This is a genomic window from Algisphaera agarilytica (assembly GCF_014207595.1).
In the GTDB taxonomy this organism is placed as follows: domain Bacteria; phylum Planctomycetota; class Phycisphaerae; order Phycisphaerales; family Phycisphaeraceae; genus Algisphaera; species Algisphaera agarilytica.
Genome location: NZ_JACHGY010000001.1, coordinates 2650163 through 2667481 on the forward strand (window position 1 = coordinate 2650163; position 17319 = coordinate 2667481).

Genomic DNA, 17319 nt, shown 5'->3' on the forward strand with positions numbered 1-17319 from the left:
ACTAACAACGCGGTACGGCTTGGGTGCGGACGGGGGCCGTGCGAAACAGGCCGTGCGGATGACAAAGGGATCAAGGGGTAACACGATGGCCAGCGACGTACCACCGAGTAAACAGCAGACCGAGCAAACAGCTTCGGCCGAGATGTTGGACCCATCGCGTGGCCTGCCCGGTTGGGTCGCGCCTGTGGCGATGCTGTTGCTGGTTGTGGTGGGGGCGCTGCTGCGCTTTGTGAACCTCGGCGAACTCACGTTCCAGGTCGACGAGGGCTACCAACTGCTCGGGGTGAAAGGCATCCTCGAGCACGGCGTACCCAAGCTCGAGTCCGGCCACGCCTACACGCGTGCGCCGCTGTTTCTCTACCTCGAAGCGGCGTGTGCGCAGATCCTGGGATTGACCCCGTTTTCGATGCGGTTGCCCGCCGCGGTGTTTGGGGTGTTGTGCATCCCGATCGCTTTTTGGTTTGGCCGAACGCTGGTGAACCCGGCGATGAGCTGGGCGCTGGCGGTGCTCATCACGTTCTCGCAGTGGCACGTTGAGTTGTCACGCTACGCCCGTTTCTACACGCTGCTGGTCGGCGTGTTCATGTTGGCGATGATCGCGTTTTATCACGGCTACATGCTGCGGAAGCACTGGCCGAAGGTGGCGTTCTGGGTGCTGGCGCTCGTCGCGATCACCATCCACGACACCGCGGTTTCGATCGGGCTGGTGTTCCTGGTGTTGCTGCCGTACCGCGATCAGACGTGGACGCGTCGGGCGTTGCTGGTGGTGCAGTCGGGCGTACTCGGGGCGTGGTGGGTGTTCTATCGCAAGGCGCTGGGGGCGTGGACCAAGTCGTTGTCGGACGCGAGTCTGAATATCGTGCACACGACCAACACCGAGGCGCAGGACGCCGCGGCGGAGGCGAGCAAGAAGCCGCTGAGTTTCCTGCCGGACGTGAAGCTGCCCTCGATGGAGAACACGGTTGAGGCCTGGCAGTTGAGTCCGTTGTATGTCGCGGTGCCGATCGGTATCGCGGCGGTGGGTTTCCTGGTGATGTTGCTGTCGGCCCGCAAGCTGCCCAAGCCCGATGCGATCGGGCAGTTGCTCGTGGGCGCGGCGATGCTGCTGTTTGCGGGCATCCACCAGGGCGCGATCGTCGTCATGCTTGCGGTAACCGCAGCGGCGTGGTGGGTGCGGACACGACGCGACCTCTGGTCGCCGCTCGGCCTGGCGATGCTCGGCTCGGCGGCGATGCTCGCGGTGCACGCCGCGGTGAACGTGAAGTTTCTTTCCTATGGCTACGCACGCGGCGTGGTTTGGCTGTTCCGTTATCCCGATTGGAGCCGGTACTCGCTGGAGCACCTCTGGCGGGGTTGGTACGGGGTGTTTGGCTTGCTGCCGGTTTTGGCGTTATTGCCCGTGGGTTTGTTGTTACTGGCCAGGCAGTCACGCGACGAAGAAGGACGGCCGGCTGGGCCGTGGCTGATCATCGGCCTGCTGCTGCTGGGCCTGTGCCTGGGCGGCTTGGCGGAGGGGCAGTTCAACGAGACGCGTTACTTCTTCCACCTCTCGCCGATGATCTACGCGGCCTATGCGGCGGTGTTTGTCGGCTTCGGCTTGTGGATTGCGGGGCTGTGGAAGCTCAAGAGCTGGGGCCGAGTGATCGCGGTGGCGCTTCCGATAGCGGTTGGGGTGGGCGCGGTTGAAGACTTCCGGCCCAACACGGCCTGGGGCGTGACCCAACGCGACTACACCGATGTCCGCAACCACGTGCGCGGCGTGTTCAACTGGCGCGCCTTTGCCGACTTCCACGAAGACGTCGAGAGCGTCAGCGTGTACGTCCGCGACAACATGGGGCCCAACGACAAGGTGCTCAGCGTTGGCCCGCCGCACCGCGGGACGCTGGTGCATCACTTCATCGGGCAGATCGATTACATCGTGGCCCGGCCGATGGTGTTCACGCTCAAGCTCGAGGACGAAGAGGGCCGCTGGTACGAGCCGAACAACGGCGCCCAGATCGTGGCGACGCCTGAGCGATTGCTCGAGGTGATTGCCGAGGTGAACGCTCAGGGCGGCAAGCTCTGGGTCGTGAGCAACGACCGGATGACGACGGAGCTGGCGAATCTGGTGGACCTGGACTACGCCGAGGTGCTGGAGTTGATCACGCCGCGGGATGCGCACGCGGTGCGTGGCCGAGACGAGAGTTCGTTCGCCGCGGTGGCGGTGTTGCCCGTGATTGAAAAAACGGGTGAGGATGAAGCCGTCTTGGCCGATGATGCCTTGGAAGACACCGAAGCGCCCGCCGAGCCGGTGGAAGAGGCTCCGAGTCCTTCGCCGCAGCCCGCCCCGTAAGACGACCACGACCACGACCACGATGACGCAATCCGATTCTCAGACCGATTCTCCGTCCCCCGCCAGTTCCGAGCCCCCGCCGCGTCCTGCGGGTATCGACCTGCGTGGCGTGTGGTTCGACCGGGTGACCCAAGCCCAGGCGGTGGACCACATCATGGTCCACCTCGATGCGGGGCAGGGCGGTTGGGTGATTACCTCGAACCTGGACCACCTGCTCCGGTCCGGCCGGGACCCCGAGTTCCGGGCGATGCTGGATGAGTGTGACCTGGTGGTGGCGGACGGGGCCCCGCTGGTCTGGGCGAGCAAGATCCAGGGGACACCCCTGCCCGAGCGTGTGGCGGGCTCGGAGATGGTTTGGTCCATTGCTGAAGCCGCAGCCAATCGGGATAAAAGTGTCTTTTTGTTGGGCGGCGACCCCGGCACCGCAGACGCGTCGGGTGAGGTTTTGGTTAGGAAATACCCTAATCTTCGGATCGCCGGGACGTTCTGTCCGCCGATGGGTTTTGAAAAAGACCCCGAGCAGATGGAAGCGATGACCCGGGCGTTGCGTGAATCGGGGGCCGACCTGGTGTATGTGGCCCTGGGTTCGCCGAAGCAGGAGCGTTTAATCCGTGAAATCCGCGAGGTTTTGCCCGGCGCGTGGTGGCTGGGGGTCGGGATCAGCCTCAGTTTTATCGCTGGCGAGGTGAAGCAGGCTCCGGTCCTGATACGGAAATTCGGCATGGAATGGATGCACCGGATGCTCCAGGAACCCAAGCGATTGGCCCGGCGATACCTGATTGATGGTATCCCGTTTGCATTTGTTCTGATATCCTCAAGTGTCCTGCGACGCGTGGTCAAAAACCGTGCGGAGCTGGAAACACCCGCGGGCAGGAGGTCCGCATGAGAGGGAGACCCCAAACGAACCACCGAAAGGACGCGGTACCCGGCGTTGCCGGGCGATGATCAAGCATGCCACAGCCCGAAGTTGAGTTGAATTAATCCGCGTCAAACGCCGATTTAACTCGCATAGGGCAGGGTCTCATGGGATGCTGATTGTCGCGGAAGAGTAGGGAATCGACGTAATGCTGTTCAGGATTACCGATCAGAGCACGATTCAGACCGGACGCCACCCCGGATTGGGGCGGCTGGGCCACCAATTATCGGACCTCCGGGCCGTGGTGCTGCTCGCCGGTTCCGTGCGCGCCAACCAGCTCCGCAAAGCGACCGGCCGCAGTGCGCTGGAGATGCCCGTGGGCAGCAACCGCTCGGTGCTGGACTGCTGGCGTGAGCAACTGGTCACCATGGCCGAGCAGCTCGGGATCGCCAACCTGCCCGTCCGCGTGATGGTCGACCAGGCCAGCGGCATGACGCCCGGCGTGACTCAGCATGGCCCGGTGCAACTCTCCATCGAAATCGACCCCGGCGAGTTCCGCGGCACCGGCGGGCTGCTGTCGGACATCGCCCGGGAGTACCGCGACGACGACCTGATCCTGGTCACCCACGCTTCGCAGCTGCTGTTCGAGCCGTTGGCTGAGCTGTCGGGCGCGATGGCGGAAGTCCACGCCGACGTGAGCATGATCTGCAGCGCCAACGGCACGCCCAGCGGGCTGATGCTGATGCGTTGCGGGTGCCTGCGTGACATCAACCCGGTAGGGTTTGTCGACCTCAACGAGCAAGCGCTGCCTTCGATCGCTGAGTCCCACGATGTCCGCGTCGTGCGCTACGACCAGCCGACCTCGCGGTCGCTGCGGACGTTGCCGGCGTACCTCGAAACGCTTCGTGAATACCACCGCCGACAGGCCGGCCCCAACGACAACTCGCCTCACCGCGAAGACTGGGAGAAAACCTTCGGCATCGTCGAGCCCGGTGCCCGCGTCCACGAGACCGCGATCATCCACGATTCGGTGATTCTCTCGGGCGCCCGTGTCGAGGCCCACGCCGTCCTGGTCCGCAGCGTCGTCTGCCCGGGCGTGTTGGTCGCTCGCGACCAGTCCGAAGTCGATTGCGTGGTCGGGGCCCGCGTCAACGGCAACCACTTCGTATTGCCCGCCCAATCCTGAACGAGCGGGGCGGTTTCACAGCCAAAGTTCCCGGGGGTGCTGGGGACTTGTGGTAAACTGTGCCAAGTCGCAGACACAAGGATGTTCGGACGACACAGGGATGTTTTGGTTAGGCCGAGTCAAGGCGGCTTTACCCGGTGCACTGGCGCCACGGTGTGTAACCCATGATCTCGCGGCGACTGACAAAAAACGGCTGGACGGTCTGGCACCTCATGTCGGCGATCACGATCGTGATCGCGGCGATGGCGGTGACATGGCGCGGCTGGGCGCAGATCATCGAGTTGGGTGTGACCCGTCCGGTGGCGGGCCACGTGTTCCTGGTGCCGGTGGTGGCGGTGTGGCTGGCGTGGGTGCGTCGCAAGCGGATGCTGCTGTGCCGCCCGTCGGGCTCGTTCCCGGGGATCGTGATCGCGGCGGTGGGCGCGGCGGCGTACGTGTACGGCGACAAGCGGGTGTACCCTTGGCTGTTCCACCTCGGGGCGGTCCTGCTGCCGGCGGGGTGTCTGGCAGCGATCATGGGCCGGCAAGTTCTCAAGTCCTACCTCCCGGCGTTTGTGGTGCTGCTGGGGCTGATCCCACCGCCGATCGCCTGGGCCGAGCAACTCGCCCAGCCGCTGCAGGTGGCCACGGGCAGCCTGACCTGCTGGATGTACTCGCTTTTGGGGTCCACCGCCTCGCTCAACGGCCAACACATCCGTATTGGCGACGCGTCGATGCGGCTCAACGATGTGTGCAGCGGCCTGCCGATGGCGATGTCGCTGTTCCTGGTCAGCTACGGCTTCGTGTTCGGGGTGCCGCTGCGGATGTCGGTCCGGCTGGTGGTGCTGCTGCTGAGCCCGATCTCGGCGATCGTGTGCAGCGCCTTGGCCCTGCTCGGCACTTTCTGGCTGTACGGCGGGATGTCGCAGGAGATGGCGGGGGTGTGGCTGCAGGTCGGGGAGTGGATCATGCTGCTGGTGGCGTTCCTGCTGCTGGTGGGGGCGATCCGCGGGCTGACCTGGGCCTCGGTGCCCATCCGGCGCTACACCCTGTCCTACGACCAATAACGCAATGGCCCCAGGGCCTGCCCGGAAAGGCGTCCGGAGAATCGGGGAGCTGGAAGAAATCGATGAAAAAAGACCCGCCGAATATCATGGCCCACCGCGATCCCGGGCCGATAAATACCGTAGTATCTGTGCCCGGGGTGGGTTTGCAGTGCTTCCGAGGAGTGCGAAGGGTTTTGGATCAAAGCCCAAGCCAGTGGCGGGTATAGTGTTGGCCGGGAAGCCGTAAATCGGTCGCTCGATATGGACGAAATGAACCGTATGAGGTGAGCCGCTTGTCGCGGCATCGATGGATTGAGCGCCGAGGCCGATGCCTCGGCACGCAGCGCTGAAACGGGCCCAGGGCCCGAATCCAAGAACCCCGGGCGTCTGAAGGACGCCCACGATCAGGGACCCACGGGATGATTGCTCGGTACGACGGCCAATCACCCCCTCCGCGTCCCGCGTCGGGAGGTTCGAACAGCCCCCTTTACGATACGGCCGGCCCCCCGGCCTCAGGACGCGGAAAAAGTGCGATGAGTGACGAACTGAACTTCAACGCCCCCAGCGGCACCCCCGTGATGCAAACCACCGGCGACGACGACTCGTCGCAGCGTCGCGAAAAGCTCATGTCTCTTCTGCGCGGCCGGCTCCACTGGGCCGTCCTCCTCTCGCTCATCCTCGGCGGCGGCCTGGGCTACCTCGGCTACTCCAGCGTCGTCCCCATGTACCGCAGCACCGGCCAAGTTGTGGTCGAGAGCGAAGAACTGATCTTCGATGGCATCGACGATTCCACGAGCAAGAAACGCTGGTACAGCTTCGTCGCCCGTCAGCAGCAGATGCTGCGCAGCCAGGAAGTCGCCGAGCGCGCGATGGCGTCGGACACCTGGAAGAGCCGCGGCGATGAGGCCGTGGAATGGACCCCGCAGCAATTCTCCAAGGCCATCGACACCGAGATCGATGAGCGTAACAACGACAAGAACATCTTCACCATCTCCTTCGACGCACCGGACGCGATCACCGCGGGTGTCGGCAACCGTGCGTTGCTCGACGCCTACAGCGAAGAGTTCGACTACCGGGCCGAGACGCGTTTCATGAACCGCGTCACGCAGCTGCAGTCGCAGGTGCAGAAGTCGGAGATCAAGATCAAGCAGTACCTGGCTCAACGCCGGACCGTGCTGACCGACTACGAGTTCAATCAGATGGAAGCCGACATCCGGGCGCTGACCAACCAGCGGATCGAGCTCCAGGAAAACCTCGACACCGTCCGCGCCGAGCTCAACTCGCGCAACCCCATCCAGGAAGGCATGTCCACGAACCCCGCGGACCTGATCTCCAACGATCCCGTTCTGAATCAGATGCAGATCCAGATCGACGAGATCGAAGACAGGATCAAGGTGTTGGAGTTTGGCGGTAAAGGCCCCGGCCACCGTGAAGTCAAAGGCCTTAGCGCCGAACGTGACGTGCTCAACGCCAAGATGGAAGTGCGTATCGAGCAGCTGCTCAGCGAAGACATCGACGCCCTGATCGGCGACCCCGAGTACGACCGTCTGCGTCAGCTCGAACAGCTCTGGCACCGCCAACTCGCCGATGTGCAGAGCCGCCTCGAAAAGCTCAACGCCAAGCAGGCCGAGGTCGCCGACCTCCAGGAGCTGATCGACGACGAGCAGCGGATCATCGACAAGTCGCGTGACAGCATCAACGAGATCAACGTCGAGATGGACTCGCTCAAGGGCACCATCGACATCTTCGCTCCCGGGGCGACCCCCAGCTCGCCGGACAACGGCGGCAAGGCCAAGCAGGTCGCCGTGCTCGGCGGCATGGCCGGCACGGGCATCGGCTTCGGTTTCGTGATGCTGCTGGGTCTGCTCGACAGCCGCCTGCGTCACGCCGGCGACGCCCGCATGGGCCTCCGCGACACCCGCATGCTCGGCATCCTGCCGACGCTGCCGGAAAACTTCGCCGACCCCGAGCAGTCCGAACGGGCCGCTCACGCCGTGCACCACATCCGCACGCTCCTGCAGATTTCCAACCGCGGCACCGCCCGCGTGTTCAGCGTCACCAGCCCCGCCGCGGGCTCGGGCAAGAGCTCGCTTTCGGTCGCGATGGGCCTGTCCTTTGCCGCCAGTGAATCCAAGACGCTGGTCATCGACTGCGACCTCGTGGGTGCGGGCCTGACCCGCCGCGTGGGTGCGGTGGTGAACCGCTCGGTCGAAGCGATCCTCCGCGAGGACACCGTGCTGACCGACGACCAGATCGCCAACGCCATGAGCCACGCCCGTGAGAAGGGCACCAACCTGAAAGACGCCCTCGTCGAACTGGGCATGCTCACCAAGAAAGACCTGCAGCGTCTGAACCGTCGCCAGGCCGACTCGGCGCTGGGCATCCTCGACGCCTGCCAGGGCCGCCCGTTCAGCGAGTGCGTGGCCAACACCGGCATCGAGAACTTCAACGTCCTGCCCATCGGCGCCGCCAAGCCGCAAGATGCCGGCCTGCTGTCGCCCAAGGCTATCCGCAATCTGATCGCCCGTGCCCGGGAAGAGTACGACATCGTCCTGCTCGACACCGGCCCGTGCCTGGGCTCACTCGAAGCGTCGATGTGTGCCGCCGAGGCCGACGCCACCGTGCTCATCGTGTCGCGTGGCGACTCCAAGTCGATGGCCACCAAGGCCCGCGACCACCTGATCTCGGTCGGCGCCAACGTCGTGGGCTGCGTGTTCAACCACGCCCTCGAGGCCGACATGAACAGCGCGTCCTTCGCGTCGATCGTCAGCCAGGAACGCCGCACCGACCCCGCCCAGAGCCTGCTCTCGGCCGACCCCGCCATCGCGGCCCGCTTCGGCCCGCTCGGCTCGGCGGTCGCCGCCTTCGGCACGCCCAGCAAGTCGCCCAACGGCAAGCCCCGCCGCCAATCCGTCGCCAACGGAAGCAGCAACGGGCATTGAGTGACCGAGGCGCTAGGCGCTCGTGGTTAGGCGCTAGGAGAGCGCTGGGTTGCCTGAGGTGACCCGAAGGAGAGAGAAACTTTGTGCACATTATCCGAATGCCTTAAACGGATTCTCATGCCCACGCCCTACAATGCGGGCGTGGGAATTTCGCAATGCCCCAAACCCAAGCCTAGCGCCTAACGCCTAATCCCTAGCGCCTACCCATGATCACCCCGTCCGAACTGACTACGCAATACGACGACCCCTCGGTGCCCCACACCGTGTGGGGGCTCGACGCGGTGCAGCTGCACGACCGCTTCTGGGCGGCCCGCGGGGTGCAGGTCGTTCGCCTGGGCGAGCCGTCGGACCTGGTGGAAGACGCCGAGCTGTTCCTGCTCACCGACCCGCACTCGCTGTCGATCTTCCGGCTGGGGCAGCTCGTCGACACGCTGAGCTGGCTCAAGCCCAAGGTGCTGTTCGTGCGTCTGCACAACACCCAGGAGCAGGGCTACTCCGAACGCGTGATCACCGACGAGAACGACCGCTTCACCCGCTTCGAGCGCGTGTACAGCTCGCCCGACTGGCGGCTGGGGCGGGTCGCGCTGACGCCGTCGCGTGAACTGGCCCAACTCTGGCAACAAGCCTCGGACGCCCGCACCGCTTGGCGTCTGCTGCGTCGCACGATCCCGCCGAACCAGCGGACGACCCTATCGGTCGGCGGCTGCGTCTACGACCGCGCCGAGGAATCGCAGGTGACCGAATTCATCCGCGAGTTGGTCACCGTCTGGAAGCGTCCGGACGCCACCATCCAGCGGGCCTCGCGTCTGGACCAGCAGGCCTGGGGCGATGTCACCGGCTCACGCCCCGACCACACCCGCTTCATCGGCCCGGTCTGGGTCGGCGCCGGCCGCGAACTCAGCCACGCCGGCTCCATCGTCGGCCCCGCCGTGCTGTGGGACGTCCCCGAGCAGCGCCCCGAAGTCGAAGAGCTGCAGTGGAAGCAGATCGAACTCACCGACGTGCTCACCGGGCCGATCAAGGTCCGCACGATCTCGAACGTACAACGCGGGCTCAAGCGTTTGTTCGACCTCGGCTTCGCGCTGATTGCTTTGCTGCTGACCCTGCCGATCTATCCGCTGGTTATGCTGGCGATCCTGATCGAAGACGGCCGGCCGTTCTTCTTCGCCCACACCCGCGAGTCGCGTGGCGGCGTGAACTTCCCCTGCCTCAAGTTCCGCACCATGCGGAAGGACGCTGAGGACATCAAGAAGAAGCTGATGGAGCAGAACCAGGCCGACGGCCCGCAGTTCTTCATCGACGACGACCCCCGCATCTCGCGCGTCGGCAAGTTCCTCCGCGCGACCAACATCGACGAGCTGCCGCAGTTCCTCAACGTCATCGCAGGGCACATGGCCATCGTCGGCCCGCGCCCTAGCCCGTACAAAGAAAACCAGTACTGCCCGCCGTGGCGCGAAGCCCGCCTCTCGGTCCGCCCCGGCGTCACCGGCCTGTGGCAGGTCAAGCGCTCCCGCGACGCCGGCCGCGACTTCCAGGAATGGATCCGCTACGACATCGAGTACGTCGAGAACTGGTCCTGGCGGATGGACCTCTACATCATCCTCAAGACCATGGCCGCGTTCGTCGGCATGAAGTGATCGGCTACGCTCGGTCGGGTCAAAACACTGTATCCATGGACGGGGTTTCTCAGGGCCGAGCCCGACTTCTATACTTCGGTGATGCCCGAGCCGAACAGCCCAACCCCGGTGACGGTGCCCCTTGAGGACCGTCCGCGACTGGTGCGGTGGATGTATGCCGCCGCGGGCGGGGTGTTGTTGACGCTCGGGGGCATCGGCGTGGTGGTCCCGGGCTGGCCGACGACGATCTTCTGGTTGATCGCGGCCTGGTGCTTCAGCAGGAGCTGCCCGGTATTGCAACGCTGGATTTACTCACGCCCCCGCGTCGGCCCGGTGATTTCAGACCTGCTCGAACACCGCCGACTGACCACCGCGAACAAACGGCGAGCGATCCTGGGTATCTGGTTGGGGATTAGCCTCTCGGTTGCCGTGCTGTTGTGGCTCGGCTATTCACCGATCTATGCGTTGGCTCTGCCCGCGATCGCCGCAGGCGTCTCGGCGTGGCTGCACTTTGGATTCAGTGCAGAGGGGCGCAACGAGAAGTAGCGATCGGCGTTTACGCGAAAAGCTTTACTCTGCCCAATCTAACTTGATTGTTGCGCCGTCGGGAATATCACGAATCTGAAGTGCGAGATTACCTGCGAAGGCAATTAATTCCTTGCGGCTGATGGTTCCCATATTATCGATCTCGTATTTTCCACCCAAGAAGCAAGGGATCTTCAGGCAATAACATCGTTCTGCTTCGTTCTTGCCTAAATGTTGTTTCGCCGACTCTACCAAGCCGGGCATTATCCAATCGAGAAGAAAATCATTATCCGCGCCGAGTTTCTCATACTCTGAATCAGTGCGTGCAATGATTTCGCAGGAGGGCTCGTCCGTACGAATAAGCCAACGTGATCCATCTGCGTCTAAGAAGATCACACAGCCAAATTCATTCTCGGCTTCGATAGCAACGGGGTTGATATTCAACCAACCCCATGCGTCGCGGATAGTGGCAAGCATGTTGATCAGAACACCCAGCTAAGCACCACCAACTCCAGCGCAATGAAGCCCGCGATGATGCCTGCGATGAGCAGGGTGCGTTGCGGGGTCATCCACTTGACCTTCTGCGGCGGGGGGACCATCCGCAGTTGGGGTTCGCCGGCGGTGGGGCAGTAGGCCGGGGCGTAGCCGCGGCGGGCCTGGTCCTGGACGATGGCGATGATGAGGTTGGCGTCGAAGGCGGTGAGGCCGAACATCTTGCCGATCTTCACCAGGCGGTCGCGCTTCTCCGGGGGCAGGACCGAGCCTTGCAATTGTTCAGATACACGCACGGCCAAGACCCAGCGCGGGTCGTTGGTGCCGGCGATCGCGGTGCCTTCGGTGGGGGTGAGGTCGGGCTTGACGATGGCGCCGGCCCCGACGAGGCGGAGGCGCGGTTGGCCGTCGGCGTGAGACCGGCTAAGTTGTCCGTCGCCGGTGTCGGGCAGTTGGCCCTCGCCAGCGAGACGCGGCTTGGGTCCGGTGAAGGTCGAGGAGGCTCGGGGCGCACCGGCTTTATGGCCGCGTGGCTGCGGCTTGGGTCCGGTCTGGCCGGGGTTCAAGTTGTCTTCCGGCCAAGCCGGGGGAACCATGGACATGGTGCAATCTGTCCCGAAAAACTTGAATTTTTCCAAATAAGCATAGCACGCCCTAGGGCCAAACCCAGTAAAAACTCCATTTGTGTCCGATAAACGACAGGGGCACTTGCGCAGAATTTGCGCGATTTTATGTGGCTCCGGGGCCAGGCTCCTATAAAATAAAGTTTGTTCAGGCGGTGGGACATGCCTGAACGGGGGACGGGCCGAGGCCCGTCAAGGGATTGAGAGGGTATCCACATGAAAACGACGGTTTTGATTTTGGTTGCGCTGATCGCGGGTGTCGCCTGGATGACGCACGAGCCGGTCCGTGAGGAGCTGTCCGGGCCGATCGAAGCTTTGGCGGGTGTGGGGGTGTTGGTGGCCGAGGCGTCGGCCGCGGCGGAGGCCTCGGCCGAACGCAAGGCCGAAGACGAATAGGACCGGCGACGGGGGCTTAAGAAATGGGATTGGTCGGAGACTCGTCGTCCGTGCGGGCGTGGCTTTCCTCGTAGACCGCGCGGATGCCGCCCTCGGTCCCGAGGTGGCGGTGCAGGAAGTCGGCGACCCGGTCCTGGATGGCGGGGTTGTCCATCATGCGGCGGCTGTTGTGGCCCCCGCCCCGGACGAGCGTGAACTTGGAGGTGACACCGAGCTCGAGCAGGGCGGCGTGGAACTTGCGGGTCTGGTCCAGGGGCGTGACCTCGTTGCGGTCGCCGTGGATGTGCATGAACGGCGGGGCGTCCGCGTGGAGGTGATGCATCGGGCTGGCGAGCATGGCCCGCTCGCGGTCTTCGTGGACCGCGTGGCCGAGCAGCCGGGCTTCGGGCGAACGCTCGGCCCGGGTGCCACGACGCGACGCCCAGGTCTGGATCGCGATGAAATCTACGAGCCCGCTGTAGTTGATCACGGCGTTCACATGGGTGGATTGTTCGGAGTAGTTCTCACGCTTGTTGGGCAGCCCGGGGTGGGCCATTTTTTCGATGTCGGGTTCGAAGCGCTGGTCGAGGATGGGGTGGCCGGCGGTGAGGCCGAGCATGCAGGCGAGGTACGCCCCCGAAGACAGGCCCGACGCGACGAACTGCTCGGGGTGCAGCCCGAACTCCTCGGCGTTGCCACGCAGGAAACGCACCGCGGCCTTGGCGTCCTCGATCTGCGAAGGGAACCCGTAGCGGGGCAGCAGGCGGTAGCTGACGCTGGCGACCGCGAAGCCGTAGCGGGTCAGCCAGCGGACGCGGCAGTCGTCCTTGTTGCCCGAGCGCCAACCCCCGCTGTGGAAATACAGCACCACCGGGACCTGGCGATCGGTCACCGGCCGATACAGGTCCAGCAGCAGCTGCTGGGCGGGCAGTTCCTCGAAAACGAGGTTGCGGCGGGCTTCTATATTTTCGGCGGGGCTGTTCATCGGCGGATGCTTGACGGGGCCAAATCCGGCTGAAAAGCGGGTTTTGCGACCGTTTTAGATTGAATCACCCCAAATATACCCCATCAGCCCGGGTTGGCCAGCGGATCGGGGCGGCGTTCTGGGGCGGTGCGTGGGGCGGGGGGGGCGGAGTTTTCCCCGGTAAACGCGGAGCGGGGTTGATCATGTGGGGAAAAGCCGTTACAACAAGGGTGTCAGAGAGCGGATTTGCCCGGCCCCGGCCAGGCAGGACCGCCCACCCGAGAATTGAAAATGGGGTGGTTTGGCTTTGACGGTCCAGCACACGGGTTCTGAGGAACCGACCCTATCGGGTCTGTCGGGCTGTACGAAAGGTTGTTCTCTGACACCGACCGGATTCAGCAAGATTCAAGGATCGGCCGCCACGGCCAACTCGGGCGCTCTGTCCGGGATTGGTTGGCCAAGCTGGAGAGGTTGTTTGGGATCGGTGTAGACGATTGGGCAGGAGGCCCGGCCGCCGCTCCGACCCTGGGATGAAACATGACACAGCTCATGTCGGCCCTCTGCCGACACCGCGACCGGGCCCACCCGGACGCATCGGGGTACGTCTCCCGCGATCGAGTCGTCTCGACGCCCGAACCTGCCCCGCGACAATCAAAAACGGCCGTGGTGTGCCCCGCATCCCCGGCCCATGAGTGTTAAGGACACGGGGCAAGAAGAATCCGATGAGCAACGAACCTCAGACCGCGCGCGGCATCCTCGAGATGTCCAACAAGTCCGACGGGCGACTCCGCCAACTCACCGACACCTACGTCTCTGAGCCCACCGACCCCGTGGTCGCGGCGCACCTCATCCAGAAGTACAACCTCCGACCGGGGCTCGAACTCGAAGTCACCCTCGGCAAACCCGTCGGCGGCTCCAACCCCAAGAACAACGGCCAGTCCGGCGGCGGCAAGGGCAAGAAGAAAAAACGCCCCAAGGCCAACGCCATCGACCCGAAAGCCTGCCGGGCCAAGGACATCATCTCCGTCGACGGCGTGCCCGTCGAAGAGATGGGCGAGTACAAAACCTACGAAGACCTCACCACCGTCATGCCCTCGCCCCGGCTGACGCTGGAGTACCCCGGCTGCCCGCCGTCATGCCGATTGATCGACCTGTTCTGCCCCATCGGCTACGGCACCCGCGGCATGATCGTCTCCCCGCCCAAGGCCGGTAAGACCACGCTGCTCCAACAGATCGCCACCGCCATCAGCCGCAACCACCCCGACACCGAGGTGTACGCGCTCTTGATCGACGAACGGCCCGAAGAGGTCACCGACTTCCGCCGCAACGTGCCCTGCACCGTCTGGGCCTCGTCCAACGACCACCCCATCGAGCGCCACGTCGGCCTGGCGATGCTGGCGCTGGAGCGCTGCAAGCGTCACGCCGAGATGGGCCGTGACGTCGTGGTGCTGCTCGACTCGCTGACCCGCATCGGCCGGGCGTTCAACACCGCCCCCAACCTCGCCGGCACGGGCCGGACCCTCTCCGGCGGCCTCGACGCCGGCGCGCTGTCCATCCCCAAGCAGCTCTTCGGCGGCGCCCGCAAGTTCGAAGAGGGCGGCTCGCTCACCATCATCGCTACGGCGCTCGTCGACACCGGCAGCCGCGGCGACCAGGTGATCTTCGAAGAGTTCAAGGGCACCGGCAACATGGAGCTCATCCTCGACCGCAAGATCGCCGAGCAGCGCACCTTCCCCGCGATGGACCTCGCCGCGTCCGGCACGCGGAACGAGAACCTCCTGATGTCTGACGCCGAGCTCAACACCGTGACGCAGCTCCGCCGCCGCCTGCAGCAGATGCAGCCGGTCACGCAGATCGATCAGCTGCTGCGGGCCCTCGAACGCTTCGAGACCAATGGTGCGCTCGTGGGTGACACCGAGAGCAAGACCAAGGCCCCGGCGTAAAACACTGATGTGTTGTCTGGGTTAAGGCAACAACTCCCCGATCCCGCCGATCCCATCCAGCAAAAAGCCCAGCAGAGCCGGCAGCGTTTCATTCTCTTTGTGAGAATCGATCCAACGCTTGGTTTCGACCGCTTTCTTGTAATCCGAGTTACCCAAACGACGGACCAAAAGGTCTTCCTCGGCCTTGGTTCGTCTTTGCCGACGGACTTCCGCTTGCCACGATGAAGTGAAGATCAGATGCAGGTCGTCGTGCATCTGGCGTCGCTGCAGTTCTTCCCATTCACCTGCGTCGAGCCAAACGCCGCCGCACCGGCCGCAGCGGTCGATGTGAAAGTCGATGCCGTGCCCGACCTTGTGGCGGATGAGGAAAGCGCCGTCGAACGGGCAGCGTTTACCCGCTTCGGAATCGATGAGCTCGACATCGTTGCCGCCTTGCTCGGCATCGAGGTTGGGCAGCGGCGCTTCGAGGGTTTTGCGCCACGACCAATACGCGGCCATGGGCATCCAGATGCCCCCGCACTTCGGGCACTTCTTAACCGTGATTCCGGGTTCTATAACGTGGTGTTCGAGGGCCGTGTTCGGGTGGATGGGGCAGCGCATCGTTCTTTCCTTTCACGCATAGTGTGCAACACGCGCAACCCCCAAAGGAAATGATTGGCGTTGGCTTAGTCCCATTCTTGCAACAGACGCAAAGCGACCTTGCCGGGTTGCTCAGCCGCGCAGATCACCGAACTGACCGCGATGCCTTGGACACCAGCGTCCATGAGCTTGGGCAGGTTGTCGGGCGTGATGCCGCCGATGGCGAGGTGGGGCATGCGTTGGACTCGCTCGTCGGCAAGATACTCGCGGAGGTAGGCGGGGCCGGCGAGGACGGGCTTGTGCTTGGTGGTGGTGGGGAACATCGGGCCGACGCCGACGTAGTCGGCACCCGCAGCTTTGGCAGCGCGGGCCTGGTCGAGGTTTGAGGTACTGACGCCGACGAGCAGTTGGTGGCCGACGAGTTTCCGCACCGCGGCGACCGGCAGGTCGGTCTGGCCCAGGTGTACGCCATCCGCTCCGCTGGCGAAGGCGATGTCGGGGCGGTCGTTGATGATCGCGGTGGAGTTGGCCTGGTGGCAACGCTCGACAACCGTGGCGGCGCGGTCGAGCAGTTCGCTGGCCTCGAGGTCTTTTTCTCGCAGCTGTACACAGTCGACGCCGGCGTCGAGCGCTTGGTCCAGCACATCCAGCCAAGGCAGCTTGCAGAGCGACTCGGTCAGCAGCAGGCATACCCGCCACTGCTTGGCGCGTGTGGAAGACAACGCCGCGTTGAGTTGTTGCTCGATCTCGTAGCCGCGGTAACGCAATTGCTCAACCGCGGATGCCACACCCGCCTGATCGGTCGGGAGTGTCTTGGCGAACTCTTCGATCGAACGCAGCGCCTCGCTCAGCCGTTTGCCCGCGGCGAGCGCGACGTCTGCGACCCCGGCCCGCGATTGCTCGGCGGGTGTGGTGATTGTGGTCCCGACATCCCCGGGCGTGTCGCGGTGGGCCTGCAGATTGGGAATCCCCGCCAACGCCTGGGCGAGATCATGCCGCAGCTGCTTGATCGGCTCGGCCAACCCCGCGTCATCCAGCAGGAAACGCACCGCATCCTCCATCACCCGCAAGGCTTCACGGGCACGGTTGGCGTTGGCGTCGAGGATGCGTAACACAGCGGGCATGGCTTGGAAGTGTAAAACAATCGGGTAACCGCTTCGACTTTAGCCCCGGGTCAATGACCCGGGGGCGTGTCATTGAACATTCGCCTCAAGTATCGCAACCCGCGGCACCCCGGGTCATTGACCCGGGGCTAAAGTGTGGTCATCCGTCTCATCCGAGGCGGCCGCCGAACGCGTCACCGTGACCCGGGTCTTGCGCAGCAACGCCACGTTCCGTGCGTAGATGAACCAACCCGTCGACTGGCCCAACACGCCGACGATGTCTTTCCGCCAGATGAAGTAGATCATGAGCATCGTCGCCCCCGCCAGACTCATGTACCAGAAGATCGGCGGAACGATCGATCGCTTTTCTTTCTCGCTGACGATCCACTGCACGACCATCCGCCCGGTGAACAGCACCTGTCCGAGCAGGCCGATGGCGACCCACAGGATTCCGAACGCGGTGGTGATGTTGAACAGCTTGAACAACGGCCCGCCCGCGTCGCGACGCTGCTGCTGCATCTCGATCATCGCCAGGTATTCGTCCGCACTGAGGGTGTGGCCGTTGTGCTGGACGCGCAGCTCGTCGCCCTCACGCACCAATTCCAGGTCGCCGATCCGGCCCTGCAAGTTCAGGGTCTTCACGTCTTCGCTGTCGGCATCGATCGTGGCGGGGGCCTGACCCGACGCGGGCACGATCATCAGCGACAGCGCGAGCAGCAGGGGGGCGAGGAGGTGAGGCATATGGTGGATCGGGGTTG

At 64.2% G+C, this 17319-nt stretch carries 15 protein-coding genes; 9 read left to right on the top strand and 6 right to left on the bottom strand.

Features of this window, described 5'->3' with window-relative positions; all coding sequences use genetic code 11:
• Positions 1-85: 85 nt before the first annotated feature.
• The 7 genes from HNQ40_RS11480 (at position 86) to HNQ40_RS11510 (ending at position 10503) form a co-directional block, all read left to right on the top strand.
• Positions 86-2332 (top strand): ArnT family glycosyltransferase, encoded by a 2247-nt coding sequence (locus tag HNQ40_RS11480; RefSeq protein ID WP_184677972.1) that lies wholly within the window; start codon positions 86-88, stop codon positions 2330-2332.
• Positions 2333-2354: 22 nt separating this feature from the next.
• Positions 2355-3218, top strand: a complete 864-nt coding sequence (locus HNQ40_RS11485; RefSeq protein WP_184677973.1) for a WecB/TagA/CpsF family glycosyltransferase — start codon at positions 2355-2357, stop codon at positions 3216-3218.
• A 178-nt stretch (positions 3219-3396) separates the two neighbouring features.
• Positions 3397-4374 carry a hypothetical protein gene (locus tag HNQ40_RS11490; RefSeq protein ID WP_184677974.1) on the top strand — a complete coding sequence of 326 codons (978 nt, stop codon included), beginning with the start codon at positions 3397-3399 and terminating at the stop codon, positions 4372-4374.
• Between the two features lie 212 nt (positions 4375-4586).
• Entirely contained in the window at positions 4587-5420 is an 834-nt protein-coding gene (locus HNQ40_RS11495) for an exosortase/archaeosortase family protein (protein WP_221435500.1), read from the top strand.
• A gap of 512 nt (positions 5421-5932) precedes the next feature.
• Positions 5933-8341: an exopolysaccharide transport family protein gene (locus HNQ40_RS11500; protein ID WP_184677976.1), complete on the top strand. Its 2409-nt coding sequence runs from the start codon at positions 5933-5935 to the stop codon at positions 8339-8341.
• A 206-nt stretch (positions 8342-8547) separates the two neighbouring features.
• The gene (locus HNQ40_RS11505; protein WP_184677977.1) at positions 8548-9978 is read left to right on the top strand and encodes a sugar transferase; all 1431 of its coding nucleotides are present in this window, start codon (positions 8548-8550) and stop codon (positions 9976-9978) included.
• Between the two features lie 81 nt (positions 9979-10059).
• The gene (locus HNQ40_RS11510) at positions 10060-10503 is read left to right on the top strand and encodes a YbaN family protein (RefSeq protein ID WP_184677978.1); all 444 of its coding nucleotides are present in this window, start codon (positions 10060-10062) and stop codon (positions 10501-10503) included.
• Positions 10504-10527: 24 nt separating this feature from the next.
• Here the strand turns inward: HNQ40_RS11510 and HNQ40_RS11515 are convergent, their stop codons facing one another.
• A complete protein-coding gene (locus tag HNQ40_RS11515) occupies positions 10528-10959 on the bottom strand; it encodes a T6SS immunity protein Tdi1 domain-containing protein (protein ID WP_184677979.1) in 432 nt (143 codons plus the stop codon).
• A gap of 5 nt (positions 10960-10964) precedes the next feature.
• Complete coding sequence (locus tag HNQ40_RS11520; RefSeq protein ID WP_184677980.1) at positions 10965-11576, bottom strand: hypothetical protein; 612 nt, start codon at positions 11574-11576, stop codon at positions 10965-10967.
• 237 nt (positions 11577-11813) lie between these two features.
• Between HNQ40_RS11520 and HNQ40_RS11525 the strand changes: the two genes are divergently transcribed.
• Positions 11814-11993 (top strand): hypothetical protein, encoded by a 180-nt coding sequence (locus HNQ40_RS11525; protein WP_184677981.1) that lies wholly within the window; start codon positions 11814-11816, stop codon positions 11991-11993.
• A 16-nt stretch (positions 11994-12009) separates the two neighbouring features.
• Here the strand turns inward: HNQ40_RS11525 and HNQ40_RS11530 are convergent, their stop codons facing one another.
• On the bottom strand, positions 12010-12957 hold the full coding sequence (locus tag HNQ40_RS11530; protein WP_184677982.1) for an alpha/beta hydrolase: 948 nt from the start codon (positions 12955-12957) through the stop codon (positions 12010-12012).
• A 701-nt stretch (positions 12958-13658) separates the two neighbouring features.
• Between HNQ40_RS11530 and rho the strand changes: the two genes are divergently transcribed.
• Entirely contained in the window at positions 13659-14879 is a 1221-nt protein-coding gene (rho, locus tag HNQ40_RS11535) for a transcription termination factor Rho (protein ID WP_184677983.1), read from the top strand.
• A gap of 21 nt (positions 14880-14900) precedes the next feature.
• Here the strand turns inward: rho and HNQ40_RS11540 are convergent, their stop codons facing one another.
• The 3 genes from HNQ40_RS11540 to HNQ40_RS18110 form a co-directional block, all read right to left on the bottom strand.
• Positions 14901-15383 (bottom strand): TFIIB-type zinc ribbon-containing protein, encoded by a 483-nt coding sequence (locus HNQ40_RS11540; RefSeq protein ID WP_184677984.1) that lies wholly within the window; start codon positions 15381-15383, stop codon positions 14901-14903.
• Positions 15384-15544: 161 nt separating this feature from the next.
• Positions 15545-16582 (bottom strand): thiamine phosphate synthase, encoded by a 1038-nt coding sequence (thiE, locus tag HNQ40_RS11545; protein WP_184677985.1) that lies wholly within the window; start codon positions 16580-16582, stop codon positions 15545-15547.
• A 114-nt stretch (positions 16583-16696) separates the two neighbouring features.
• The gene (locus HNQ40_RS18110; protein WP_221435501.1) at positions 16697-17302 is read right to left on the bottom strand and encodes a lipid-A-disaccharide synthase N-terminal domain-containing protein; all 606 of its coding nucleotides are present in this window, start codon (positions 17300-17302) and stop codon (positions 16697-16699) included.
• Between the last annotated feature and the right edge of the window lie 17 nt (positions 17303-17319).